Raw genomic sequence first — 26,851 nt, 5'->3', positions numbered from 1 at the left:
GCTAAATTCCCGGAAGGAGTTCAACTATGAAAAAGGTCATCATTCTACAAGTGCTCGCAGGATCTGTTACGATGCCGGCACTCGCAAATCTTAATTCCATGCTCAGCCTCACCAATTACGATAACGCGAAATTTGTAATGTATTTCGACAATGCTTTTTTTTCCACTCCATCAAACACTTATAATGTCACCGACATTGCGCCGGGCCGCCATCATATAAGAATGTTGCGCAATGTAACTTCTTCCTATGGAAATTGCGGAATGCCTCAATTGTTGTATGATGGATTTGTGAATTTCCCAGGAAATTATTCCATCACCGCATACGCTAGTGGCATCGACCAGTTCAATATTGTGAGCAGTGTTCCACTTGTACAGTTATATGATTCCGATCCCGGCTACACTTATGGTTATGGTAATGCAGGTGGAAACGGTTATGATCCTTATGGAAATAATTCAGGTTACGGATATGGAAATAACAATGGCAACTCATCAGGATACAATGGATGGAATAATTATCCGGGCAACTATGGAATGAATCAGCAGCAATTCGATGCACTGAAAGCAACCGTGAGTGCACAATCATTTGACGAAACAAAACTCACGATCGCTGAGCAGGTTGTTGCTTCGAATAATATTTCATCGGCCCAGGCGGAAGAGCTGGCAAAACTCTTCAGTTTCGAAAGTACAAAACTGGCATTTGCCGAATATGCTTACGGCAGAACGGCAGACCGTGGAAATTATTACCTCGTGAATAATGCGTTCACTTTCAGCTCCAGCATTGATGAATTAGCAGCATACATCAACAGTTATCACGGGTAGTGTTAAAATACAACCGCGCACAGCTTCATCAGCCGCTCCTTCCACCCGGAAGAAATTGATAAGCGTCGCGGAACCGAAGACCGGGTTTTAGTAGCGTTTTTCCCGGTCTTTTTTGGCAGAGACGCGAGGCATCGTGTCTCTGCCAATTATTCCCCCAGCAAAAAAACAGCCGGCCGTTTGTGCAGATCAGGCGCAGGAAATTTCTTCCATTCCGAAATTCTCATCGTACGTATGTACTCGCCTGCGAGCGTGATGTCGCACGCAATGCACAGGCGCAGGGATGCATCAGCAATCCTCAGAATATCTTCGAATAGTTGCTGGTTGCGAAAAGGAGTTTCAATGAATAAATGTGTAGCGTGAAATTGACGGATATTTTTTTCAATATTTTTCAGGAAACGGGCACGTTCATTTTTGTCAATGGGAAGATAACCGTGAAACTGGAAATGTTGCCCGTTCAAACCGGAAGCCATGAGCGCCATCAGCAGCGAAGAAGGCCCGACAAGCGGAACAACAGGAATTTTTTTCTCGTGAGCAAGTTTCACGATCTCAGCGCCGGGATCAGCAACCCCGGGACAACCTGCTTCGGAAAGCAAACCGATATTTTTTCCGGCGAGAAGTGATGACAGGTAAGTAATCCTATCATTTTCTTTCACATGTTTTCCTATCGGGTGAAGAACAAGTTGCTGCATTGCAACCGGAGTTCCACTTTGTTTCAGGAATTGACGCGCCGATCTTTCATTCTCCACGATGAATTCATTCAACCCGTGAATGATATTCAGCGTTTCAGCAGAAAGAACATGAGTCGGTTTGCTTTCTTCGCCGAGCGTAACCGGTATGAGAAAAAGTTTTCCGGGTTTCATTTATTTTTCATTTTTAAAATTTTCCACCAGCACATCACACGCCTGCGAAACCAACTGAAAAACTTTTTCAAATCCATCCTCACCTCCGTAATACGGATCGGGCACGGCGATATTTTTTCCCGGCCATTTAATATTCAGAAGAAATTCCACTTTCGCACGCTGTTCTTCTTTTTCAGCATGGCTCGTCACCTCACGGAAATTCGTTGCGTCCATCACGAAAATGTGATCGAATTCATCGAGATCTTTTTTATGAAACGGGCGCGCAACAAGCCGGGAAATATCAATGTCGTGACTGCGTGCATTTGCGATCGCGCGCGCATCAGGATGTTCACCTTTGTGCCCCGAATAAGTTCCTGCAGAATCAACGAGGATGTTTTTTATTCCGGATGTATGAAGTTTATGCCGCAGGATACCTTCCGCAATTGGGGATCTGCAGATGTTTCCCATACAAACCATCAGGATTTTCTTCATAAGGTAAAACCCAAAGTTAATCGACAAAGGTTTATTAAAAATAAAATGGTAATTTTCAGGAAATATGTGTAAGCGGCAAGCCTTTTTCCCCGGGATGTCCGGAATATCTTTCCTGATTTTTTTCTGCGCAACTTTTTTCCGCGTCAGCTTCCTGTCCGCGCAAACCTGTGATTTTATCTCGTATGGTGTAGAAGAAGGGCTTTCCCAATCAGAAGTTCAGTGTATTTACCAGGACAGTCGCGGTTATATGTGGGTGGGTACAACCGGCGGAGGTGTTTGCAGTTTTGACGGCACGACTTTCAAAGAGTATGGAAAAAAGAACGGACTCGCCGGACAAGTCGTGAATTGCATTGCGGAAGATTCGCTTTCCGATCTCTGGTTCGGAACGCAGTTGGGAGCAAGTATGTATGACGGAAAAACTTTTTTCAATTTCAATAATCAGCAACTCGGGTATGATGAGATCTTATCAATGGTGAAGCATGGAAATAAAATGTGGATTGCGGGAACGGGAGGGATCTGTGAATACGATTGCAATAAAAAAACAATTCATCGCATTCTCACCGGGAAACGTGTACGGTACATGTGCGCTGATGAGAACGGAACGATCTGGGCCGGCAGTGAAAAAACACTTTTCAGATTCTCAGGATACCGTTGCGATTCTGTTGACCTGAAATTGCCCGCAGGTTATTCCGGAAGTATTTATTCGCTCTGCAGCGATAAGCACGGACTCATTTACATCGGGCTCAGCGATGGTATGCTCATTTATCGTCCTTCTTCAAGTACAGTTTCGCGCAATGGACTTGCTGATCTTCTCAATGGAAAAACAGTTCATTACATCTACTGCGATCATAACGGTACCATGTGGGCAAGCACGCTGAACAATCTCGTTGTGTCACTCGCGCGCGATGGTACTTTCAAAACTTTCGAGAGCAGTAATGGATTGACCGCCGAAGGAATTTTCATGATCGTTGAAGACAACTCGCATCACATGTGGTTTGCAACGCGGGAGCAGAGTCTTTTGAAATTAAGAAGTGAAACTTTTACTTATTATGGAAATCTTCCTGGAATGGAAAGCGGAACGGTCTTCCGCATTTATGAAGATCATTCCGGGAGAATCTGGGTAGGTTCCAACCAGGACGGTGTTTATTGTTACGATGGAAAAAATTCTGTGGCTGTTCTCAATAACGGAAAACAATTCAAACAACCGGTGACCTGCGCGGAAGATCACGACAAGCGGATTTGGATCGGCCATTATGATGGATTGTCGTGCGTGGAAAACGGACATGTGACAAAAACAATTCTCGAAGGAATACGTGTTCGTTCTGTGTATTGTGATCGCGATGGAAACCTCTGGATCGGTACGTGGGGAAAAGGATTGTATGTGTACGATGGAAAAAATCTCGTGCCGCACAATATGGAAACGAAAGAGTTGCCGAATGATTACGTACACACTTTCTGCCAGGATAAAAACGGAATTATGTGGATCGGAACGGGCGGGGGACTTTGCCGCACCGATGGAAAAACATTTCGTTCGTATGGAGCGGGTGATGGCCTGTGCAATGCTTATGTGGGTTCGTTAGTGGAAGATCCCTGGGGAAATATCTGGTTTCATACAGATGAGTGTATTATGCGTTTTGATGGAAATGTTTTCACTTCTTACACGGATGAAAATGGTTTGGCTTCCAATACATTTTATCTTCTTGCATTTGACAACGACAGTAATTTATGGGTGGGAACGAACAAGGGAATAGATCGTGTGAAAGTGGATGCAGCAGGGAAATTTCATTCTGTAAAAAATTATTCGCGCAATGAAGGTTTTCGTGGAATAGAATGTAATTCAAGAGCTGTTTGTGTTTCGAAAGATGGTTGTCTCTGGTTCGGAACAGTGAAAGGCGTTATCAAATACAATCCATCGAAAGAAGAGAAGGAAAATATTCAGCCCATTGTTCATTTGGGCGCTATCCGTTTGTTTCTCGAAACAACAGATTGGGGATGGACCGGTGTGGAAGAAAAAGGATTTTATCATTTGCCTGATAAACTTTCTCTCAGCTATGAACAGAACCATCTTACTTTTTTATACCAGGCCGTTAATCTTCAGAATCCACAAAGCACGAAATATATTTTCATGCTCACTGGTTTTGATTCCACGTGGCAGCCGGTCACAACAGCTACAGAGATCACGTACGCCAATCTTCCTCCGGGCAATTATACTTTTCATGTGAAAGCAGCGAATAACGGAACAGGATGGAATGTTCCCGAAGCTGTTTCCTGTCCCATCATTATTCTTCCTGCTCCTCCACCATTCTATGCGAGATGGTGGTTTATCCTTTTCGCTTTAGCGCTTACCGGCGGTTCGCTCTATTACATTTCCGTGGGAAGGAACAGGAGGATCGTTCATCAGAAAGAATTACTCGAGCATGAGGTGCATGAGCGCACACTGGAGATTTCAAAACAGAATGAAGAAAAAACGCTGATGCTGAAAGAAATTCATCATCGTGTAAAAAATAATCTCCAGGTCATTTCCAGTTTACTCAACCTGCAGGCAGAAGGGATCAGCGATAAACATGTGCTTGCCTTGTTCGAGGATCTTCGTCATCGTGTGAATTCCATGGCGCTCATTCATGAAAAAATGTACCAGAGTAAAAACCTGGTGAATATTGATATCGGGAATTATATCGACGAACTCATCGGTTCGCTCATTGATGCGTATGATTCCAATAAAGCCATCCATCTGAAGACGGATATCGAAGATCATCCGTTCCGTATTGATACTATAGTTCCGCTCGGGCTTATCCTGAACGAGATCATTTCCAATTCGCTCAAGTATGCGTTTGCGGATAAGAATGAAGGAAATCTTTTTGTTTCGCTTCATAAGAAAGAAACCAACAAATTCCTGCTCATCGTTTCTGATGATGGAAAGGGAATTCCGGATGGAATAAATTTCAAAACCGCCGACTCGCTCGGAATGCAGCTCATCAATATGCTCAGCGGGCAGATCAATGCAAAAGTGGAATTGGATAACGAAAAAGGAACGAAATACATAATTGAGTTTTCGGAAAATGTGAAGGATAGATTCTGAGGGGTACGAAATACGAAATCCCGAATTAATTCGGGATTTCGTACTCTAAACAAAAAGGCCCTCACAATTTCTTATGAAGGCCTTCCTGAGGGAAACAAGATTTTTTTACTGGATGCTCAGTTTCTTTTCGAGTTCTTCGATGTAGGCGCGGAAACGTTTATCGGTATCCATGAGATTGTTCACTGTGCGGCATGCATGAAGAACAGTAGCGTGATCTTTTCCTCCGCAGTGCATTCCAATAGTAGCAAGTGAAGATTTGGTCATGCTCTTCGCGAAATACATTGCAATCTGTCTTGCCTGTACCACTTCGCGCTTGCGTGTTTTGGATTTGAGCAGTTCAATAGGAAGATCGAAGTAATCGCAAACCACTTTCTGAATGTAATCGATAGAAACTTCGCGCGCAGTATTCTTCACGAATTTGTCGATCATCTGTTTTGCAAGTTCAAGCGTGATCGCTTTTTTATTGAGCGACGCCTGTGCAAGCAGGGAGATGTAAGCACCTTCGAGTTCGCGGATATTGGTGGTAATGCTGTAAGCAAGATATTCGATCACTTCGCGCGGAAGTTCAATTCCGTCGATGTAAAGTTTTTTCTCAAGAATAGCAATGCGTGTTTCAAGTCCGGGTATCTGCAGATCGGCAGAGAGTCCCCATTTGAAACGGGAAAGCAGGCGTTGTTCCATTCCCTGCATTTCTACCGGCGCTTTATCGGCAGTGAGCACCAATTGTTTCCCGGTCTGATGAAGGTGATTGAAAATATGGAAGAACACATCCTGTGTTTTGTCTTTACCGGCGAAGAACTGCACATCGTCAATGATGAGCACGTCTATCATCTGGTAAAAATGAATGAAGTCGTTCTGGTTATTGTTCTTCACTGCATCAATGAACTGGTGCGTGAATTTTTCCGAAGAAACATACAATACAGTTTTTCCGGGATGCTTGTATTTGATCTGTAATCCTATCGCGTGTGCGAGATGTGTTTTTCCCAAACCAACTCCGCCATATATAAGGAGTGGATTGAAAGCGGTTCCGCCGGGTTTGTCTGCAACAGCCCATCCTGCAGAACGTGCAAGCCGGTTGCAATCTCCTTCTACAAAATTCTCGAATGAATAATTCGGATTGAGTTGCGATTCAACATTCACTTTCTTGAGGCCGGGAATGATGAATGGATTTCTGATCGTATTCTTGTTGAGATCGATGGGCATAGCCACCGAAGGATTTTTCACTTCACGGCGATTGGAAGTAGGAATTTTTACCGTGTACGGTTTTGTATTGTTGAATGCATTCTCCATAATGATGGAATACTCGAGCTTTCCTTCGATGCCGAGTTCCTTCTTAATGGTTTTCTTCAATAGCGTGATGTAATGTTCCTCCAGCCATTCATAAAAGAACTGGCTCGGAACCTGAATGGTAAGAACACTCGCCGAAAGTTTGAGCGGCTTTATCGGTTCGAACCATGTTTTGAAACTTTGTGAACTAACATTGTCCCGGATTATGTTGAGACAACTTGACCAGACCTTTTCGTGTGTTTTCTCCATTCGTAAAATCTCCTGCGTATTATGATGATGTTATGGGTTCGCCTCAATCGTGTCCCAAAATTATAATTTCATCGTTACCATCAAACATTTATCAAAAAAATAATTTTTAAAATATTTTTGTCAGACACTTGACTTTTCAGTAATTAAAACAGATGCGCTCTCCAGCGATTTTTTTCTTGATTTTTTATTGGTGGTGATAATTATTTTTCCTAACCTGATTCCGGCCCATCCAACCTGCGCAACATGAACCTCTTTTCCTTTCCGGTTGGTGATTACAACGGGTTTGTCGAGGAAAGTATGGGTGTGACCGCCAATGATGACATCAATGTCGCGCGATTCCTTCGCAAGTTTCACATCACTCACCTTATCATTCTCGTATTTGTATCCTAAATGTGACAAACAAATTACAATATCACACTTCTTGTCGTCTTTCAGTGTCTTCACCATCTCTGCCGATTTCACAATAGGGTCGAGATAAATTGTTTTTCCATAAAGACGGCTGTCCACAAGCCCGGCGAGTTCTATTCCAAGTCCGAACACACCGACCTTCACTCCTTCACGTTCGAAAATTTTATAGTCCTGCGTTTTTCCTTCCATGGGTGTACCTGTGAAATCATAATTGGCACACAGGAGCGGGAATGATGCATGTTCGAGTTGTTTCGCAAGATTATCGAGCCCACCATCGAAATCATGATTGCCAATCGCAGAAGCTTCGTAACCCATCTTTGTCATCAGTTTCATTTCCACTTCTCCTCCGTACATATTGAAATAAGGTGTGCCCTGGAAAATATCGCCGGCGTCAATAAGAATGATGTTCGGTTCCTGCGCACGTATCTCATTGATGAGTGTTGCTCTGCGCTCCACTCCGCCAAGTCCCGGATACTTCGGATCATTATCGGGAAAAGGATCGATGTGCGAGTGAACATCATTGGTATGAAGAATGACAATGCGCACGTGCTTATCATCCTGCTCTTCATCTTTCCTGAAAGAAGAAGTGAGCATGCCGAGTCCAAGTAAAGAACCGGCGCTCGCCATCATGCGAATGAAATCTCTCCTGCTGTTATTCATAATAGATCCTCCCGTCGAGTTGCGGATGCAGGTGTTTTCCCATTCGCTGCTGATCATAACAATAGTCGAGCAGTGCATCGCGTATTTTGTAGCCAGTCGTTTCCAATTTCACAGGATTCATAAGGAAAGTCATTTTATCTCCTCCATTCGCAAGATAATCCGACGTCGCCACTTTATAAGTTTTTGTCGTGTCGAGTGGAATTCCATCGATCAGAACTTTTCCCGGCGTTTTATCATTCCGTAGTCCCATTTTTATTCCCGAAACAGGTTGTCCTCCTGTTGCTGCAATGTAGCGGAGAAGTTCCCACATATTTTTTCCGCTAATAGTTACCACCACGATCTCATTGTCGAACGGCATGAGTTCGAAAATATTTCCTTTCGTGATATTTCCTTTCGGTAATGAATTGCGAAGGCCGCCGGTATTCAGCAAACAGATCTGCGCATCATAATATTTTGAAGGATCATCGAGCGTATAGCGTTCGTTCGTTTTACCGAGTACAACATCCGCTGTGAAATTTCCCAGTAAAGATTCGAGTCCGCCGCGTTCCTTATTCATCGCCGTGTCTGAATAACAGATCACCGCATTCATTTCCTGGTCGAGCGATTTTTTGTAAGGGCCAATGATGTTTTCTGTGGCAGTATCGTGAACATCACTTTTGCCATTCATCTCCACATACTCCACGTTCACGCCAGTTACCTGCGCGGGGTGATGGCACGCGCCCGCAAGGAGAATTCCGGAAAGAACAACAAAGATTATTTTTTTACCGCCGCGCATTTTTACCAATGAAAAAACCGATTTTTTTATTTCGGGAATGTAAGTTACGAATAATTCGGGCGCAAATATAATTATTGTACGAATTACGAAATTCACGAAATACGAAGTACGAAAGATTACGAAAAATGAAATAGTGGAAACGAATTCCGCGATCATCTGCACTTTCGTATTGCGTAACTTTTAGTAGTATTTTCGTATTTCGTACTATGTTTATATCAGAGACAACTATTCGTGTGCGTTATGGCGAGACCGACCGTATGGGTTATTCCTATTATGGAAATTATGCGGAATACTATGAAGTTGGCCGCGTAGAGGCGTTGCGCGCATTGGGATGGAATTATAAAGACATGGAAGACGGGGGAATTCTCCTGCCGGTTTACACGTTCAGCATAAAATATTTCCGCCCTGCTTTTTATGATGATCTGCTCTCTTTGAAAACATCGGTTGTGGAATTGCCATCAACGCGATTGCGTTTTGAATATGAAATGTATAATTCAAAAGGAGAAAAGATCAACGAAGGAGAAACTACATTGGTGTTCATTGACGCGAAAACGAAAAAACCAAGGAACGCGCCGCAGGAATTCATTAATGCAATCAGCAAATATTTTTAAGTTCACTTTTTCCGAATCGAACCAATGATCATTGACACTGCACTAACTGGTCGAGTGGTAACTGATCTGAACGCCTTCCATATTCCGTAATTCCGCAACAATTTTATCGGCATCCCTCTTTCTCACTGCAAATTTCAGTTTACATTCCAGCTGAAAATCCTGTTCCCATTGGCGGAGTTCTTCATCTTTTAGAATTTTCATCACATCATTCATTGTAGCATAGGGAAAATGAAGTTCATAAATTTCCATGATCTGTTTTTCCATGATCGATGCTTTCGCCAATGCATCAGCCGCCGCCGAACGATAAGCATGGATGAGCCCGCTCACACCAAGCAGTGTTCCGCCGAAATAACGCACCACCACAATGAGCACATTCGTCAGGCCATGCGACTGGATCTGCCCGAGAATTGGTTTTCCTCCAGTGCCCGATGGTTCGCCATCATCATTCGCACGAAAAAATTGTTTGTCGGCGCCAAGGCGGAATGCATAACAATGATGACGCGCACTGTGATGTTCTTTTCTCAATGAAGCGAGTTGCTCTTTTACTTCCTGTTCGTTTGCCGCAGGGAAAGCATAAGCAAGAAACTTACTTCCGCGGTCTTTGAAAATTCCTTCGGCTGTTGATGCGATCGTTTTGTAATTGTCGTCGAACATTATTTTTCAGAAAGCGATAAGTGCAATGGAACAGAGCGATAAAATAAGCCCTGCCCAATTGATGAGCGATAATTTTTCATGGAACAACAGCAACGCGCCCATAGCAGAAAGTGCCACGATGCCCATATTATTCACCGGGTAAAGCACCGAACTTTCCATGATGTGGCTGTTGAGCGCGTGTGTGATCCCGTAAATGGAAAAATAATTCGGAATTCCGAGAATGATCCCTGCGATGATATTCCGATAATCAATCTTCGTTTTTTTCATGGCTACTTTGTAACCGACAATGAGAATTCCGAAAATACCGGCGGTAAGAAAACAAAGTGAAATGAAAAAAGAATTGTAAACTTCTGAAACCATTTTCTGCGAATGATTGATGAGCGCATCGATGATACCGCTTCCGGCAAAAACAAGAGCCGGCATCCATAATCGTTTTAAATTTCCACTGCCGCTTTTTTCCTTCGACAAGGAAGTGAGATAAACAGCGGTAAGCGCGAGCGCAAGGCCGGTGATCTTTTTGAACGTAACCGCTTCTCCATAGAGAAGAATAGCTGCAACAACAGGAATGGCCACTGACATTTTATTTGCAACAGTGGCAACTGAAACGCCCATCGTTTGCGCAGTTCTCGCGAGGAGAAGAAAAATAGAAATGAACAATGAACCAAGGGCAAGCGGCATCCACGCCCAGGGCTGGTGCGCGATCTCCCCTGCAGAAAGTGGAATTCTCCCAATGAGAATGCCTATAAATCCCGCAGTGAAATAATTCACCACGATGCCCTGCAGCGTATCGATCCTGAATTTTGTGAATGATTTCAGGATGAGCAATAATGCCGAGTTCGTAAAAATACTGAGCAGTAGCCAGTACATTTATTTTTGATTTTTCATTTTCGATCATGTAGAAATAAAAAAAAAGCTGCTCACTTATTCTGATAAAAATAAAGTTTATCAGGGCCGGCCATTTCCTCTTTAACGGGAGTCTTATTGAATGCCGGTGCTTTCACACCTTTGCCGATATTTTTTTTCGAAACAAAAACGCGCGCTTCATCCCACAAATTTTTTTCAAGAAATTTATTCAACAGGGCCGCGCCCCCTTCCACCAATACCGATTGCAATTCCCGGTTGTAAAGAAAATTCATCACCTGCGTGATCGGATCATTCCCGAAATCGACCGGAACATATTCCGCATGTGCGGCCTGGTAATGCGCGCCCGAATGAAAAACAACAGTGGGTGATGTTCCGTCGAGTATTCTTGCATGCATCGGAATTCTTCCACGGCGGTCGAACGTGAGACGCACCGGATTTTTTTTCTGCATTAATGTACCCGTTGCATCTGCGAGGCGCACGGTGAGTTGAGGATCATCAGTAAGCACTGTATTCGTACCTACGAGTATAGCAGCTTCTTCCGATCTCCATTGGTGAACGAGCAAATGCGCTTCGGGCGAACTGATAATGGCCCGTTCGTTATTATTTTCTTCGCGGTCATGATCGATGAATCCGTCGGCCGACTGCGCCCATTTGAGAATGATGTGCGGCCTTTTCTTTTCCACCCAGGTGAAAAATCTGCGATTCAAAAATTTTGCTTCTGCTTCGAGCAATCCCACTTTCACATCGATCCCCGCTGCAATGAGTTTCTGAATTCCTTTTCCTTTCACCAATGGATTCGGATCGAGGCAACCGATAACGACGTAAGGAATTTTTTTTTCAATGATGAGATCAGCGCACGGAGGAGTTTTTCCGTGATGAGAACAGGGTTCGAGATTCACATACAAAGTAGATTCGTTCAGTAAACGCGCATCACCCGTATGCGTAATGGCGTCCACCTCTGCGTGAGGCCCGCCGAAAAAACGATGATAGCCCTGCCCGATGATATTCCCATTGTGTACGATCACACATCCCACGAGCGGATTCGGCGCTGTATTTCCTGCGCCCTTTTCCGCGAGAAAAAAACATTGCCGCATGAATTCCTGGTGATTCTTCACGCGTCAAAAGTACGAGGAAGAAAAGTACCAAATTCAAAGCAGAAAATTCCAATTTACAAACTCCGGGCGTCGGGTAATTATTTTGTTTTGGGATTTGTTATTTGGGATTTATGAATCTGTTTTTTCTTTTTTTCATTTCATTCCTATTCGGTAAATTTGAGCCATGGCAGTTTACCGCTTCAGGATCACATTCGAAGAACACGAGGATGTTTTGCGCGAAATAGATATTCTGGGAAAGCAGAATTACGAAGAGTTGCACCGTGCAATACAGGAAGCGATCGGTTTCGATAATTCAAAGAACGCTTCCTTTTTCATCAGTGATGATCTCTGGAGAAAAGGAGAGGAACTGGCGCTGAATGTTTCCGGCCATGACGACGACGATGATCTTCCCCCCAGGAAAAAGAAACCAAAAAAAATGTCGGGCGAAAGGATCGCCGATCATATTGATGATCCTCACCAGCGATTTGTTTATGTTTTTGATCCCGGAGCGAACTGGACCTTGCTGATGGAACTGGTGCGCATTATTCCGGACGATCCTAAAGTGAATTATCCGAAGACCACAAAAACTTCCGGCGCTGCACCCAAACAATACAAACAGACCGTTGCTCCCCCGGTGGAAGATGAAGAGGTGGAAGATGATGAAGAAGATAAAAAGAGAAAAAATCTTGCATTCACTGCTGTAGAGCAATTCGATCACTCGGAACATCCCGGCAATGAAGAAGGGGAGGATTCGCATCACAATGAAGAGGAAAGTGAAACTGCTTCGGAAAATGGAGAGGATGCGGAAGAAAGTGAAGAGGAAGCCGGCGAAGATTTTGATCCCGGTTCACTCGGAGCCGAAGGAGATGATTTCTGATGAGCAAAAATTTATTGGTGCTGATCACAGGCCCGACCGGTGTCGGTAAGTCTGAAATTGCTTTAAAACTCGCTCTTCATTTTAAAACAAAAATAATTTCTGCCGATTCGCGGCAATTCTATCGTGAAATTCCCATTGGGACAGCGCAACCTTCTGCTGAAGAATTAAAACTTGTTCCGCATTTTTTCATTGGAGATCGAAGCATTCGCGAACCGCTTGATGCAGGCGCGTATGCGATGGAAGCGCGCGCACTCGTGCAGGAAGAATTCAGGGAAAATAATATTCTTATCCTCTGTGGCGGCAGCGGACTTTACATTGATGCGCTTGTGAATGGATTTGATGAACTGCCTGTCGTCCCGGATGAAATACGTTTTGAAGTGAGAAAAAAATTCGAGGAGTCGGGTTTGGAATCGCTCCGGGATGAATTGCAGCAACTCGACCCGGAACATTACGCGCAGATGGATACGCGCAATCACGTGCGCCTGATGCGTGCGATTGAAATCTGTCGCGCTTCAGGGAAAAAATATTCGGAGTTGCGTAAGGGAGGAAAACAGGAAAATGATTTCCGGGTATTACTTTGCTGCATCGATCTGCCGAGGGAAGAATTGTATGCGCGCATAAACACACGCGTGGACGTGATGATGAAGAATGGTTTGGAGGAAGAAGCGAAAAAAGTTTTGCCATTTAAAAATATTCCGACTTTATCAACAGTCGGCTACAAAGAACTTTTCGATTTCTTCGAAGGAAAAACAACAAAAGAAAAAGCGGTTGAACTCATCCAACAACATTCAAGGAATTATGCGAAGCGGCAATTAACGTGGTGGCGGAATTTTCCTGGTGTGATTTGGTTCTCTGCGAATGATATTTCCTTAATAAAAGAATTAATAATGAATAATGCATAATGCATAATGTATAATGGGGAGGGTTTTCTAATCTTGCATTGTCCAATTATACATTATTCATTATTAATCGAATTTATTCCGGCGCAGTTTTTTCTTCTCCGATTTTTTCTTTTTCGATTGTAATCTTTTTTCCTTCACACTTTTCGGGAGCTTTGTCTTCTTCCTCTTCTTCACCGGTTTCAGCGCATTTTCAAGTAATGAATAAAATTTACCAATGAGATTTTCTTTATTCTCAAATTGCGAACGGGAACCATCTTCGGTGAGACGCAGTATTCCTTCCTCCGTCAATCTCGAAGCAAGTTTTTCCAGTAGAATATTTTTCTGTTCTTCAGAAAGCAGTTTCGAATTCCGCACATCAAAATAAAGTTCCATGCGCGAAGAAACTTTATTCACATGCTGTCCGCCTGCACCGCCCGAACGCGTTGCTTTCATTGTTGCTTCGCAGACCAGATTCAATTCGCGGATGTTCATGCTGTAAAGTTATGGGTTATGGGTTGAGGCATAATGGAAACAGAATATTTCTTACCTGCCAATTCTCAAAACTTAATACTCAGTACAATTCGTATTTTTAGATGGAATATGATACGCGGAGGAACCTTAATCCTGGTTACTGTCTTTCTTTTTTGCGCAGGAATGCAGGCACAAACGCGTACGCGCAGGCACGTGGTGAGAGAAAAATATGCAAACGGGAATACGAAGACCATCACCAAAACCAAAGTGACCACCAATCTTTATGTTGATCTTTTTAATTTTTATAAAAAGACAACGGTCATTTGCACGGAATTTGATTCCATTACCGGTAAGAGGATAAAACATACCGAGCGCATCACTAAGAACGGGATGAGCGGGAAACATTGTTATGAAATTTATTACCAGCAGATCGATTATGATAAAGACGGGAATCGTGTTCACTTCGAGGAAACCTGGTGCGATAAGAGGAGGAATCACACGATTGAATATGAGAATGGGAAAGCGGTTTTTATTCACATTGAAAAACGAAGAAGGAGGAGAGCATTCCATGTTTAAAAAATATTTTCTCCTGGTTTTTATGCTCCTTGCATCCTCTGTGTTCGCGCAACGTCCTGATACTGCAAAGTCATTCTTCGCGCAACGTTCTGATACCGTAAAATCATTTTATGCCGCGCGGATCAATACCTATCTCGATCACGATCATAAGTTGCAGCAGTATTATAATTTAAATGATGCCGGAATTTTCATTTACAAAGACAGTGTTCAGAAGAAAAAAAATAATCCCGAATATTTTGTGGCGTGGAATGAAATAGGAATGTACAAAGAGGTAATGGCGAGAGAGCCGAAAGATGCGGCGCTGAAGATCATGTTGCAAAAGGGAGGAAAAAATTTTTCCGATCGTGCTTTACCGCCGGAAATTTTAACCCCATCCGAAACAGCTTCCAAACCGCTGAATGGAATTCGTATCGCCATCGATCCCGGACATATTGCCGGCGACACTGCATTCGGGAGAGTGGAAGAACGTTTCATTAATTTCAAAGTGAAATACATTCCGCCCGGACTCGATACCGATCTTTGTAAAATTCACCAGGTGGGCGACAGTGTAGAAATTCATCTCGCAGAAGGAATGCTCACGGAAATCGTAGCGCAGGATCTCGCACGCCGGCTCAGGGGCGAGGGCGCGATCGTGATGATCACACACGCGCCGGGCGTGAGCGCGTTCGGGAAAACTTTTGAGCAATGGAAAAAAGACGACTACCAGCGAACACTCGACTCATTGCTGAAAGTAAATCCGGCAGACAAAAATTTATTGAAACTTAAAAAAGGAATCCGTAAAGATGATCGTTTTATTTTCCGTTTTGTTTTCTTCAATGTGGAAATGAAAAAACGCGCCGAGATCATCAATTCATTTCAACCCGATCTCACCGTGATCATTCACTTCAACGTGGATGAAAAAAATAAAGACTGGACCAAACCGTCCGGTAAAGATTTCTGCATGGCCTTTGTCGGCGGAAGTTTTTTACCGGATGAACTTTCTGATTCGCTGAGAAGATTTGATTTTCTCCGGCTCATTCTCACTGACGATCTTCCGAACAGCATTCGCGCTTCCGGTTACGCAACTCACGCATTTCAGAACTACCTGAAAGTTCCGCTGGCAACGATCAACGATGCAAATTATTTGCAGGAAAGTTGCATTGCTACCAACCAGCCCGGAGTTTTCTGCCGCGATCTTTCATTGACAAGAACAGTGGAAGGAACCATCATCTACGGAGAAACCTTGTACCAGGATAATTACATGGAATGTTTAGAGCTTTCTTCTGAATGTGAATTATATATCCAGGATTTTCCGAATCCAATTATTTACAATCAGCGTCTCGAAGATGTCACGAATGCGTATGAAGAGGCGATTCTGCAATGGGCAAAAAATAAGTAAGCGGCATCTCGACTATGCTCGATGTGACAAGGGAGCGGCAGTTGATGAGCGGTAGCAGCAGTCAATCAAAATAATTTTTTTTCTGAACGATTTCCACAACGCTGAATTCGAAACTCAAAACCCATAACTCATTACCAGCGACCATTGACATTTTTCCTAACTTGCGTACTCGCTTTCTCACCCATGAAAAAAATCTTACTCTCCGCTTCCGCTGTATTTCTCATTGGCAATTCCTTCGCGCAGAATATTTCCGTGATACAGGAACAGTCGCAACATTATTCTTCGCTCGGTGTGCACGATGATCAATATTGGGATCAGCTTCGTTACAGCGAAGGCGCTCCCGTTACAACAAATCAGAATGTTTCCCCGCAATCGGTTTGCAATCTCAACAAACGTGTTTTCGGATGGCATCCTTATTGGGTGGGAAGCGTGTACTCGAATTACCAATGGAATTTACTTTCTGATCTCTGTTATTTCGATTACACGGTGAGCCCGAATACGGGAAATAATACAAACGGTTCTTTCGCATGGAGTACAAGTGCGGCGGTTACTGCAGCGATCAGTAACGGGGTGAATGCCGATATCTGCGCAACCATGTTCAGCAGTCATTCTACTTTTTTTGCCAGCTCTTCTGCACAACAGACTTTCATCACGAATATTATTTCTTTGCTTCAATCGCGCGGCGGGCATGGAGTGAATATTGATTTCGAAGGAATGGGTTCGTCGAACACAGCGGGCTTCACTGCGTTCATGCAGAATCTTTCGAATCAACTGCACGCTGCCATTCCAGGATCGGAAGTTTCTGTTGCACTTTATTCAGTGGACTGGAGCGGAGTTTTCGATATTCCGAATCTTACTCCGTATGTCGATCTCTTCGTGATCATGGGATATGATTATTATTACGGAGGAAGTACAACTGCCGGCCCCGAAGATCCGCTGTACAATTTTCAGACGACTTACAACTACACACTTTCAAAATCCATCACGTATTATCGGAAGCAGGGTGTTCCCGCAGCAAAATTATTATTGGGGCTTCCTTATTACGGCCGCGAATGGGAAACAACAGGATTGACTGCGCCTTCCGCGACCACGGGCGCGTACACGGCGACAAAAACTTTCAATGTGGTGAAAGCAAATGTGAATGGATATTATTCAAATTCCCAATGGGAAGCGAACAGTTTTTCTCCGTTTTATCCTTACGTTTATCTGGGTAACGATCGTCAATGCTGGTGCGATAATTCGTGGAGCATGCGCAGAAGATTCGATGTAGTGAATCAATATGGCATTGGAGGAATAGGGATATGGGCACTCGGTTACGATGATGGCTATTCTGATTTCTGGGATGCCATCCGCGATAAATTTTCTGATTGCGCAACGATTCCCTGCAGTGATACATTGTGGGATATGGGCGGGCCAACGAGAAATTATTATGACGCAGAAAATTATACAACAACAATTTCTCCGACCGGCGCATCTTCTGTTTCATTGGCGTTTTCACAATTTGATGTGGAATTGAATTACGATTCTCTTTTTCTTTACGACGGGCCATCCACAATTTCTCCGCTCATTGGCGCCTACACGGGAACGAATTCCCCGGGAACAGTTACATCAACCGGCCCATCGCTCACATTGAGATTTAAATCGGATAACAATACTAATCGCCCGGGATTCACTGCGATCTGGAATTGCATTGCTGATAATATTTCTCCGACCACGCAGATTGTTACTCCACCGGGATGGATCACGCAGGATTTCAACGCGACGTTCAACGACGCTGATAATTCGGGAGGAAGCGGCCTCGATAAAAGTTTTTACCAGGTGTGTGGCTACAATGGAACGGAATGGCGCTCGAATGATGCAGCAGGATTTTTCAATGACGATTTCGATCAGCAAACAATAAATCCACAATGGACGGGTGTAACAGGAATATGGAATGCGAATGCAACGGGACAACTCGAGCAGAGTGATGAAACAAATTCCAACACGAATATTTATGCGCCGCTCACTGAAAATCTTTCCAATCGTTATTTGTATCACTGGCAGGGAATGATAAGCGGTACCGGAAATAATCGTCGTGCGGGATTGCATTTCTTCTGCGATAATCCAACGCTTCCTAACCGCGGAAATAATTATTTCGTTTGGTTCCGTGTCGATCAGTCGCAATTGCAGTTTTATAAAACAACGAACGATGTTTTCAGTTTGATGTACACCGTGCCGATGACGGTGAATGCAGGACAGTGGTACGACTGGAAAGTAACCTATGACCGGATCACGGGAGAAATTACAGTTTACCAGGATGATGTTTTCATTGGCAGTTGGACCGATCCTTCTCCGATAGCAACAGGAGATTACATTTCTTTCCGAAGTGGAAATTGCAACTGGCAGGTCGATAATTTCCAGGTGTATCGTTCGCGTTATTCAAATACTCAAACTTTAATTACGGTTGGAAATTGCGCTTCCTGCGATATGCAGAATGAGAATGTGGATCCTGCAACGCCGGGCGGAAGGATCCGTTCCATTAATAATGATAACGCACATAATATTTCTACGATCGCGCAACAGGATGTGAATGTGGACTGGACAGCGCCGGTCATGCCGGGAATTATTCTTGATGGAACTGCTGCAGATATTGACACGACGTTCAACCTCGCGCAACTGCAGGCGAACTGGGCGGCCGCAGCAGACACAAATTCCGGTGTAATGAATTACGATTTCGCTGTAGGAACAACTTCCGGAGACTCCGATGTGGTGATGTGGACGAACAATGGAAATCTTATTTCTGTTACCACCCCGGTTTCATTGACGGCAGGGCAGTGGTATTATTTTTCCGTGCGCGCAACGAATAATGCGTTACTCACTTCTGTGCATGTGCAGAGCGATGGGCAAGTGGCCATGCTTTCAACGGGAATTTTCGCCGGGGAAAATGTGAACTGCAATATTTATCCGAATCCGTCTTCCGGTATTTTTTATCTCGATGTAAATGCTGCGAATGAATTCAGCGGGACGATCGACATCACAGATATTTCGGGAAGAGTTATTTTTTCCTCTGACGTGAAGATCGTGAATGGAGGAAGTGCAATTTTGCCGCTCGATCTTTCTTTGTTTGCCGCGGGCACGTATTTTGCAACACTGCATTCAGAGAAATTCTCGAAGACGATGGAGTTGATACGGCATTGAAAATCCCAAAAGCAATCTGTGAAAATCTGTGTGAATCTGCGGCAATATTTTTCGTCAGGAAAGGCAAAATATTTTTTCGCGGTAATATTCGTTGCGACTAATCTCCATTCCCAGGCAGAATCTCCTTTTGATTTTGTTGCTCCTCCCGGATCGAATGTTTACACGGATATAAAAACTGCTTACAAAGAAGCGGCAGTTTGTTATCGTCTCGATCTTACCAATGAGAATTTCACGCTCGACAAAAAATTATTGCCGAAAATCCCGAAGCTCACCAATGTGATGGCGCTTAAGACCGGCAACAATGGACTCACGGAAATTCCTTCTGAATTTCTTTCGCTTTCGTCGCTGCAATATTTCGGTTCATTCGGAAACCCGCTTACCGGTCTCAGTGATTCGATTGGGATGCTGGGCAACCTGCGTTACCTGGAATTTTCCGGAACGAATTTCGATACGCTACCCATTGGCCTTGCCGGGCTCACGCGGCTCACTTCACTTACGATCGATCACAACAAAGACACCTTGTACATTCCGAAAGAATTTTCTGCGCTGGGTTATTCGCTTACAGAACTGCGCATTTACAACACGATCCTCGATACCCTGCCGCACGACATGAATAACATGTTTAAACTGCAGAAAGTTGTTTTCTACAAATGTGGGCTTACTTATTTTCCCGCGCCTGTGAAGCACATGCCCGCACTTAAAGAGTTGTGGCTCGACAGTAATAATATTTCTGTGCTGCCGAGAAATATTTCACTCATGCAGGATCTTTCTATTCTCTCGTTGCGTGGAAATAAAATTCAGCACATTCCGAGTACGATCTGTTTTTTGCAAAATCTCACCGTACTCGATCTGCGTGGAAATCCAATTGATCCTTACGAGGTAGAATGCCTGCAGGCGTTGCTGCCTTCGTGCCAGATCTTATTCTGAATTCATTAGAGTTTATATCGATTAAGATTTGCATAACAATGATTGCAAGCGCTCCATTATTAAAAACTGAGCATTTGCAAGGTATTCCCGATGCTCAGTCTGATTCATTTGAATGTCAAAAAGTTTCCTGTTTCGCATTTAGTATCTTATTCGGAATAAACTCTATTGTAAAAGTGCGTTGGTCACTCCGAGCGCAGTGAAGGAGTCTTGCGGGCGGGCGTGTCTGGAAAGATTACAATGACTTCCTGGTTTGGTAACAAGAAGAAAATATTATTCTCCTGTTAGCGTATATCCATCCGAAATTTTCCTGTATCTCGTTCTTGCCGGTACAAAAATTCCATTCCTGTATTTGTATTTTCTTTTTACTTCAAACGTCGCGTCGTATTTAGAAGAAGAAGAAAGAGTGGTGAGGTAAAGTTTTTTTCCTTTTATTTTAATTGAATATCCTGACCCACCCTGATTGAAACCACCGTATTCCTCATTCCCATAATGAAAATCGAGAATCTGAACTACCGTTGGAATATCATTTGCATTCATTGTGTAAAATTCTTTAGCTGTATCGTTCACCGTCATTGAAACACCAATGCTGTCGCCATGTTCTTCATTGCCACCAAAAATATTATCGACACAAAAAGAAACGGAATCGCTGATGTCAATCGTGTCGGTTCTTAAGAACAAAACATTTTTCCGGAATCCACCTGCATCGAATTCCAACCACACTTCATAATAAATATTCTGCCCGTTTATTTTTCCGCATAATCCTTGTTCCGCACCGGCAGTTTTTTCATTGCAGAGATCCTGCGCGGGAATATTTGTACTGAACAAAATCAGAAACAGAAGGATAAAATTTAGACAGCCTCTATATGTTTTTGCAACATAGTTTGCATTTCTCCCGCAAAGCAGCAAATAATTTTTCTGCGTGAGGGATAGAAGCAAGCTGCCATGCAGCGCGGATAGCCCGACGGTGAAGTAAAGCGAAGCGCCTACTTCACCGGCACGCCCAAAAATTTTCACTGCAAAATATTTCATTCTTCTATTCTCAAATTCTTGCATTCTCAATCCAACTTCATCAGCAAATCAGCAATTCACCTATTCGCACCCATTCGTAATTCGTACCCCTATTTTTTTTTACTCACCACCTCAAACTTCATAGAAATACTTTCTCCATTCTCATCTACGCACGTAACCGTATGCGCGCCCGGATCGGGATTCATTGCGAACTGGTGAATGTCTTTTGTCATTCCCATGTATTGATCGTCGAGATGCCAGTACACGGTCATTCCTGATTTGCGATGTGCAATTTCAAAAACAACTTTTCCGGGGCGGCCATCTAATTCTGTGGGAATATAAAGTTGTGTTTCCTGGCGCGGGTAAACGAAATCCATGGAATTCACAGTGACGCCACCGCAACCATCTTTGAACGGAGGTAAAGTTTTGTAAGAAGGATTTTTTGTTTTGTAATAATATTCCATTGCAGGCGGAAGCACGAACCACGGAGCGTGTTGCATTTTTGAAACTTCTTCGCAGTCGCTCGTCACCTGAAATTTTCCGCTTGCATCGAGATGTATCATGCGGTGGTATGGACAGGGGCCGCTCTTCAATCCGCTTTTCGGGATCCATTGTTCTTCTGCATCACAAAGATCACCGGCGCGATAACCACTCTCTTTGCAGATATTCACTTTCACCATATCGTTGTCGGGGCGTTTGAACCAACCCGGTGAACGGAGATCGGAAAAAATATCGAAGAGAATGGGCGCCGCAGTTTGAACGCCTATGAGTCCCGGCCTTCCTTCTCCGTCTGCATTTCCCACCCACACCGCCACCACATATTTCGGCGTTACACCAATGGCCCATCCATCGCGAAAGCCAAAACTCGTTCCTGTTTTCCACGCAATTTTATTCGAAGAAAGAAATGCGGTCCAGTTTACTTCTTCATCGGGACGCACGACTTCGGTCATCGCATCGAACGTAAACCAGATTGCGGATGCATCGTAATACGAATGTTCTCCAATGGGCGCATCGTGTTTTTCATTCGGAAGAGGAAGATAGGTGGGCGCATGAAAATCTTTTTTGTCATAAATATTATTTGTGTTGTAATGATTGAGCGTGCGCGCCATGGATGCGTATGCACCTGCGAGATCCCACAATTTTCCTTCGGCGCCACCGAGAATAAGTGAAAGTCCATAATGATCGGGCGGCTGATTGATGGTTGTCAATCCAATTTTCTGCAACAGCGAATGAAATTTTTCTACGCGGTACTGCTGGAGCATGCGCACGGCAGGCACATTGAGCGAACGTGCGAGTGCGCGACGTGCGGGAACAGCGCCATCATACGTACGATTGAAATTCTGCGGATTGTAACCGGAAAGATCCGTTGGAATATCAGCGACAAGTGTGTTCGGAAGAAGTTGTCCGTCGGTGAGCATTCCCGCATAGAGAAATGGTTTTAAAATACTTCCGGTGCTACGTGGCGCCATGATCACATCCACATCATCGCCATTATTTTCTGCTGCATCATCATTTGTATTTCCGCAATACGCAAGAACATTTCCTGTTTCCACATCGAGCACAATTGCTGCGGCATTATTGATTTGATTTCCTTTTAATTCTGCGTGATGCAGCGCGATTATTCCATTTACTTTTTCCTGGAGATCGATATCAATTGTTGTTTTCACAATTTGTCCTTCCATTCCTTCCTTCGCTACGCGATCGAGCAGGTGAGGAGCAATGCGGGGAAGCTGATGCGGCGCTCCCGGCAAAGGTTCTTCCTTGGCGAGATCACGCGTTTTGCAATCGATGATTCCTGCATCTTTCAACCGGTCGAGTAAACGATCGCGTTTTTCTTTGAGGCGCAATTGATTTTTTCCCGGATAAATGAGCGAAGGAGAATTCGGGAGAACAGCAAGCGTTGCCGATTCGGCCCAGGAAAGATTATCCGGATCTCTTCCGAAATATCTCCACGAAGCAGCGTCGATGCCAACGACATTACTTCCGAACGGTGCGTGTGAGGCATACAGTGCAAGAATTTCTTCTTTGCTGTAATCGAGTTCGACGCGTGTTGCGAGAACGATCTCCACACATTTCTGCCACACATTTCTCGGCGGATTTTTTCTTGAGATGCGCACGAGTTGCATGGTGAGTGTGCTTCCTCCTGAAACCACTTTTGCATTGGAGAGATCCTGTTTTACGGCGCGGAAAAGTGCGGCAGGATTTACGCCGGGATGAGAATAAAATTGCCGGTCCTCATACTGGATGAGGCACTGCGCAAATTTGTAAGGAGCTTTTTTCCGATCGGGAAATCTCCATTGGCCATCGCTCGCAATTTTTGCGCCGAGCAATTTTCCGTCTTTATCAAGAATGACAGTGCAGGTAGGATCTGTAAAAAGTTTTGACGGAAGACAGAATGCATAAGTGAGAAGAAGAGCTGAAATATAGTTGGCCCATCGGCCTCTGCGTGTTTTCCACGTTTGTGCATAGCGGGAAGGAATTCCTTTTGCTTGTTTCCATGCAGCAGGAAAAATTTTCTTCGTTATGGCAATGAATTTTTTCACCCATAACAAAGATAGTCCGTGATCATGAGTCAGGCAGGGCATTCCTGATAAGTGTGGTTTTATTTGAACAGGTGTGGGAAAAGAGGGTAAGTGTTGTTTTCCAGGAGCCATTTATTTCTGAACCGGTCGTTATTAAATGAAAGATGCTTGTTCTTTTGCAGTTCAACTTAGCGCCTTTGTGCCTTCGCGGTTCTTAAATTATTTTTTTATTTAACCGTCAAGTCGCTAAGGCGCGAAGAATTTATCAAAATGATTCACCACTTGAACTCACGCTATTTCAAAAAAAATAAATTTTGTTTATGGAATCCAGGTTTTCCCTGCATCCTACTATCAAAACCGCTAAAACCATGATCACTATTCCCAAACCTTGTTCTGAAAACTGGAACGAGATGACGCCCGAAGCAAAGGGCCGTCTTTGCGATAAATGCTGTAAAGTTGTTGTAGATTTTACAAAGAAAACCACGAATGAAATCGTGAACTTTCTGCAGAAGAATTCCGAGTCAAAGGTCTGCGGGCGATTCAAAGCAACGGAGATTACCGTTCCCACTTTTGTAAAACCGCGGATGCCGCGTTATAAAATTTTTGCTGCTGCCGTTTTATTTGTTTTCGGAAGTTTGCTTTTCACTTCCTGTCACAGCGGAAGAAATGAAGAAGTAATGGGAAAAGTTACGGTGCAGAATTCAGGTCAGAATAATTTTGGCCCCGCAGGTGATACCTTGCGTACTGATTCTGTGACGAAGAAAAATGCAAAACATAAAAAATGCAACAAGGTGGTGAATGAACCGCATGAGATCATGGGCGATGTTGCTTATTTTCCTGATACTTTAAAATAATACTTCCATGCTTTCCATTCCAAAACCTTGTCATGAAGATTGGGGACAAATGTCGCCCGAAGAAAGAGGCCGGCATTGCTCCGTCTGTTGCAAAGTCGTTGTGGATTTTACGTTGATGCCAACGGAAAAAGTGGTCGACTACATCAGTGAAAGAAAAGATCAGAAGATCTGCGGGCGATTCCGTTCCGATCAGGTTTCTGTTCCGGAATTTCCGGAGAAGAACAAAAGTTATACGGGCAGAATAAAATTATTTCTCGCGGCGCTGGTTTTTGTTTTCGGTGCAACATTATTCAACGGCTGTAAAATATTTCCTCATCATAAAGAAAAAGAAGTGATGGGCATCATGGTCGATCCGCATACTCCCGATTCAATTCAGAATAATTTCATTCCGAAACCGGTTCTCGATACGCCACAAAAAGATAACCATCCGAAGGGAGAAGTTATTTGCACGCATCCGCCGAAAACAGATACGACGAAAGAAGAGATAATGGGAAAAGTGCAGTATGTTCCGAAGTAGAAGGAAGTAGGCGGTAGGCAGTAAGCAGTTCATTTTCTTAGTTGGAATTTGGATTTTGGGTTTTTATTACATTAGCTCATGATCGAAATAAAAAACCCTTGTCCTGAAAAGTGGGAAAACATGTCGCCGGAAACCGGTGGACGCTCCTGTGAAAAGTGTTGTAAGACGGTCGTTGATTTTTCGGATTTCTCCGATGAAGAGATCGTGGAATATGTGAAGAATAAAAATGGTTTGCGCGTATGCGGAAGAATTCAGCGGGAGAAATTATTTTTCAAACCGAAAAAACGACAAGCGAAATTCTTTGCTGCACTGCTTTTTGTTTTTTCATTCGGACTTTTTTCCTGCCGTGGTGATAATAACGGTCCCGGCCACGTGGTAGGCGATGTGGCGATCAGCGATTCTGCGGCTAAGGCACAACGTCAGCAATTCACTAAGGATAGTGCGGATAATGCGCAGAAATTAAAACCGGAAACACCTTTTCATCTTTCGAAAGAAGACAGCACGCATGTGGCCGACAGTGTGGCAAAACACAAAAATCCGATACGGGATTTTGATTGAGCGGTAATCTCCCTGTGCGCTTCCTTTTTTTTTACTTTTGCGCCTTGATTTGATCATTCATGGCCCGCTTTCACAAACTCAGAATTAAAGAAATCACGCACGAAACTCCCGACACGGTTTCTGTAGTGTTCGATGTGCCTGAAAATCTGCGCAGTGAATTTGCGTATGTGCAGGGGCAATACCTCACGCTGAAATTGCATGTCAATGGTGAAGAATTGCGCCGGTCTTATTCACTTTGCTCAAGCCCTGTTGCGGATACGGAATATAGGATCGCAATAAAGAAAGTGAAAGATGGCCGCGGATCGAAATTTGTGAATGATGAAATGAAAGCAGGTGATGAAGTGGAAGTGATGACTCCGCTTGGAAATTTTCATTCACCGATCGATGCATCAAACGAAATAAATTATTTTCTTTTCGCAGGAGGAAGCGGCATCACGCCGATGTTTTCGATTCTCAAAACGGTTCTGCATTCCGAATCAAAAAGTAAAGTGACGCTTGTTTACGGAAACCGCGATGAGCAAAGTATTATTTTCAGAAAACAATTGGAAAAAATTGTTGCAGAAAGCAACGGACGGCTGAAGATCATTCATGTACTCGAGCATACGGAGACGGAAAATGAATTTATTCAGAAAGGATTGCTCACAAAAGAAAAAGTGAATTCCATTCTTGAGAAACATGCAGTGATCTCCGGCAACAACGAATATTTTATCTGCGGGCCCGGGCCAATGATGGACAATGTGAAGAATGCGCTGACGGAAATGAAAGCCGATGCAAAGAGAATTCACATCGAATATTTCACAGCGGTGGCTGATGCGGTGAAAGCTGCAGAAGCTTCATCTGCCAATGGAAATGTGATCACGAGTAAGGTGACGATCATTATGGATGGGCAGAAAGTGAATATCGATCTTCCTTCGAACGGGCAGGCCATTCTCGATGCTGCGCTCGACGCCGATCTTGATGTTCCGTATGCGTGCAAGGGCGCAGTGTGTTGCACGTGCCGCGCGAAACTGATGGAAGGAAAAGTGACGATGGATCAGAATTTCGCGCTGACGGATGATGAAGTAGCGCAAGGATATATTCTCACGTGTCAATCACATCCTGCAAGCGAAAGAGTGGTGGTGAATTATGATGAACCTTAGAGGCTGTCTAAATTTCATCCTTCGTTGCATTTCTTGGCCGTAGTCGCTCCACTATGGCCTGCAAAATGCGTCTCGGCTGAACAAAAATGGCATCATAACAATTCCAAAAAATGAATTTTAGACAGCCTCTTAGTGC

Annotated in this window: 24 protein-coding genes; 13 read left to right on the top strand and 11 right to left on the bottom strand. The window is 43.9% G+C overall.

The window, feature by feature from the left end:
- Window positions 1-26: 26 nt before the first annotated feature.
- Window positions 27-818, top strand: coding sequence for a DUF4476 domain-containing protein (locus tag HY064_05415; protein ID MBI3510080.1), 792 nt, complete (start codon window positions 27-29; stop codon window positions 816-818).
- Window positions 819-964: 146 nt separating this feature from the next.
- Here the strand turns inward: HY064_05415 and HY064_05410 are convergent, their stop codons facing one another.
- Both HY064_05410 and HY064_05405 read right to left on the bottom strand, forming a co-directional pair.
- Window positions 965-1,678 (bottom strand): SAM-dependent methyltransferase, encoded by a 714-nt coding sequence (locus tag HY064_05410; protein ID MBI3510079.1) that lies wholly within the window; start codon window positions 1,676-1,678, stop codon window positions 965-967.
- Complete coding sequence (locus HY064_05405; protein MBI3510078.1) at window positions 1,679-2,149, bottom strand: low molecular weight phosphotyrosine protein phosphatase; 471 nt, start codon at window positions 2,147-2,149, stop codon at window positions 1,679-1,681.
- A 94-nt stretch (window positions 2,150-2,243) separates the two neighbouring features.
- On the opposite strand from HY064_05405, the gene HY064_05400 reads away from it, so the two are divergent.
- Window positions 2,244-5,228, top strand: a complete 2,985-nt coding sequence (locus HY064_05400; GenBank protein MBI3510077.1) for a hypothetical protein — start codon at window positions 2,244-2,246, stop codon at window positions 5,226-5,228.
- Between the two features lie 105 nt (window positions 5,229-5,333).
- Here the strand turns inward: HY064_05400 and dnaA are convergent, their stop codons facing one another.
- The 3 genes from dnaA to HY064_05385 form a co-directional block, all read right to left on the bottom strand.
- Window positions 5,334-6,764 carry a chromosomal replication initiator protein DnaA gene (gene dnaA, locus HY064_05395; GenBank protein MBI3510076.1) on the bottom strand — a complete coding sequence of 477 codons (1,431 nt, stop codon included), beginning with the start codon at window positions 6,762-6,764 and terminating at the stop codon, window positions 5,334-5,336.
- A gap of 120 nt (window positions 6,765-6,884) precedes the next feature.
- Complete coding sequence (locus HY064_05390; protein MBI3510075.1) at window positions 6,885-7,832, bottom strand: metallophosphatase; 948 nt, start codon at window positions 7,830-7,832, stop codon at window positions 6,885-6,887.
- Window positions 7,825-8,703 carry a 5'-nucleotidase C-terminal domain-containing protein gene (locus tag HY064_05385; protein ID MBI3510074.1) on the bottom strand — a complete coding sequence of 293 codons (879 nt, stop codon included), beginning with the start codon at window positions 8,701-8,703 and terminating at the stop codon, window positions 7,825-7,827. Before HY064_05385 ends, HY064_05390 begins: the two co-directional genes overlap by 8 nt.
- A 110-nt stretch (window positions 8,704-8,813) precedes the next feature.
- Between HY064_05385 and HY064_05380 the strand changes: the two genes are divergently transcribed.
- Window positions 8,814-9,218 (top strand): acyl-CoA thioesterase, encoded by a 405-nt coding sequence (locus HY064_05380; GenBank protein MBI3510073.1) that lies wholly within the window; start codon window positions 8,814-8,816, stop codon window positions 9,216-9,218.
- 42 nt (window positions 9,219-9,260) lie between these two features.
- On the opposite strand, the gene HY064_05375 is transcribed toward HY064_05380, so the two are convergent.
- Genes HY064_05375 through ribD form a run of 3 tightly spaced genes read right to left on the bottom strand, consistent with a single transcriptional unit; the run spans window position 9,261 to window position 11,830 of the window.
- Window positions 9,261-9,875, bottom strand: a complete 615-nt coding sequence (locus tag HY064_05375; GenBank protein ID MBI3510072.1) for a YigZ family protein — start codon at window positions 9,873-9,875, stop codon at window positions 9,261-9,263.
- 3 nt (window positions 9,876-9,878) lie between these two features.
- Window positions 9,879-10,739, bottom strand: coding sequence for a DMT family transporter (locus tag HY064_05370; protein ID MBI3510071.1), 861 nt, complete (start codon window positions 10,737-10,739; stop codon window positions 9,879-9,881).
- Window positions 10,740-10,789: 50 nt separating this feature from the next.
- The gene (ribD, locus tag HY064_05365) at window positions 10,790-11,830 is read right to left on the bottom strand and encodes a bifunctional diaminohydroxyphosphoribosylaminopyrimidine deaminase/5-amino-6-(5-phosphoribosylamino)uracil reductase RibD (GenBank protein ID MBI3510070.1); all 1,041 of its coding nucleotides are present in this window, start codon (window positions 11,828-11,830) and stop codon (window positions 10,790-10,792) included.
- 184 nt (window positions 11,831-12,014) lie between these two features.
- On the opposite strand from ribD, the gene HY064_05360 reads away from it, so the two are divergent.
- Complete coding sequence (locus tag HY064_05360; protein ID MBI3510069.1) at window positions 12,015-12,707, top strand: hypothetical protein; 693 nt, start codon at window positions 12,015-12,017, stop codon at window positions 12,705-12,707.
- Window positions 12,707-13,609: a tRNA (adenosine(37)-N6)-dimethylallyltransferase MiaA gene (gene miaA / locus HY064_05355; protein ID MBI3510068.1), complete on the top strand. Its 903-nt coding sequence runs from the start codon at window positions 12,707-12,709 to the stop codon at window positions 13,607-13,609. Before HY064_05360 ends, miaA begins: the two co-directional genes overlap by 1 nt.
- A 63-nt stretch (window positions 13,610-13,672) precedes the next feature.
- Here the strand turns inward: miaA and arfB are convergent, their stop codons facing one another.
- Entirely contained in the window at window positions 13,673-14,080 is a 408-nt protein-coding gene (arfB, locus tag HY064_05350; GenBank protein ID MBI3510067.1) for an aminoacyl-tRNA hydrolase, read from the bottom strand.
- Window positions 14,081-14,242: 162 nt separating this feature from the next.
- Here arfB and HY064_05345 point away from each other — a divergent pair, with 162 nt between their 5' ends.
- From HY064_05345 to HY064_05330, 4 genes are all read left to right on the top strand, one after another.
- Complete coding sequence (locus HY064_05345) at window positions 14,243-14,635, top strand: hypothetical protein (GenBank protein MBI3510066.1); 393 nt, start codon at window positions 14,243-14,245, stop codon at window positions 14,633-14,635.
- Window positions 14,598-16,013 (top strand): N-acetylmuramoyl-L-alanine amidase, encoded by a 1,416-nt coding sequence (locus HY064_05340; GenBank protein ID MBI3510065.1) that lies wholly within the window; start codon window positions 14,598-14,600, stop codon window positions 16,011-16,013. Before HY064_05345 ends, HY064_05340 begins: the two co-directional genes overlap by 38 nt.
- Window positions 16,014-16,196: 183 nt before the next feature.
- Complete coding sequence (locus HY064_05335; protein MBI3510064.1) at window positions 16,197-19,190, top strand: T9SS type A sorting domain-containing protein; 2,994 nt, start codon at window positions 16,197-16,199, stop codon at window positions 19,188-19,190.
- A gap of 18 nt (window positions 19,191-19,208) precedes the next feature.
- Window positions 19,209-20,117: a leucine-rich repeat domain-containing protein gene (locus HY064_05330; protein ID MBI3510063.1), complete on the top strand. Its 909-nt coding sequence runs from the start codon at window positions 19,209-19,211 to the stop codon at window positions 20,115-20,117.
- 270 nt (window positions 20,118-20,387) lie between these two features.
- Here the strand turns inward: HY064_05330 and HY064_05325 are convergent, their stop codons facing one another.
- Entirely contained in the window at window positions 20,388-20,942 is a 555-nt protein-coding gene (locus tag HY064_05325) for a hypothetical protein (protein ID MBI3510062.1), read from the bottom strand.
- Window positions 20,943-21,235: 293 nt separating this feature from the next.
- Entirely contained in the window at window positions 21,236-23,710 is a 2,475-nt protein-coding gene (gene pbpC, locus HY064_05320) for a penicillin-binding protein 1C (protein MBI3510061.1), read from the bottom strand.
- Between the two features lie 257 nt (window positions 23,711-23,967).
- Here pbpC and HY064_05315 point away from each other — a divergent pair, with 257 nt between their 5' ends.
- From HY064_05315 to HY064_05300, 4 genes are all read left to right on the top strand, one after another.
- Window positions 23,968-24,501, top strand: a complete 534-nt coding sequence (locus HY064_05315; GenBank protein MBI3510060.1) for a hypothetical protein — start codon at window positions 23,968-23,970, stop codon at window positions 24,499-24,501.
- Between the two features lie 7 nt (window positions 24,502-24,508).
- Window positions 24,509-25,018: a hypothetical protein gene (locus tag HY064_05310; GenBank protein MBI3510059.1), complete on the top strand. Its 510-nt coding sequence runs from the start codon at window positions 24,509-24,511 to the stop codon at window positions 25,016-25,018.
- Between the two features lie 78 nt (window positions 25,019-25,096).
- Window positions 25,097-25,576: a hypothetical protein gene (locus tag HY064_05305; GenBank protein ID MBI3510058.1), complete on the top strand. Its 480-nt coding sequence runs from the start codon at window positions 25,097-25,099 to the stop codon at window positions 25,574-25,576.
- A 59-nt stretch (window positions 25,577-25,635) separates the two neighbouring features.
- Window positions 25,636-26,715, top strand: coding sequence for a 2Fe-2S iron-sulfur cluster binding domain-containing protein (locus HY064_05300; protein MBI3510057.1), 1,080 nt, complete (start codon window positions 25,636-25,638; stop codon window positions 26,713-26,715).
- Window positions 26,716-26,851: the final 136 nt, after the last annotated feature.

Source organism: Bacteroidota bacterium (genome assembly GCA_016194975.1).
Classification (GTDB): domain Bacteria; phylum Bacteroidota; class Bacteroidia; order Palsa-965; family Palsa-965.
This window is presented reverse-complemented; position numbering and strand designations above follow the sequence as displayed.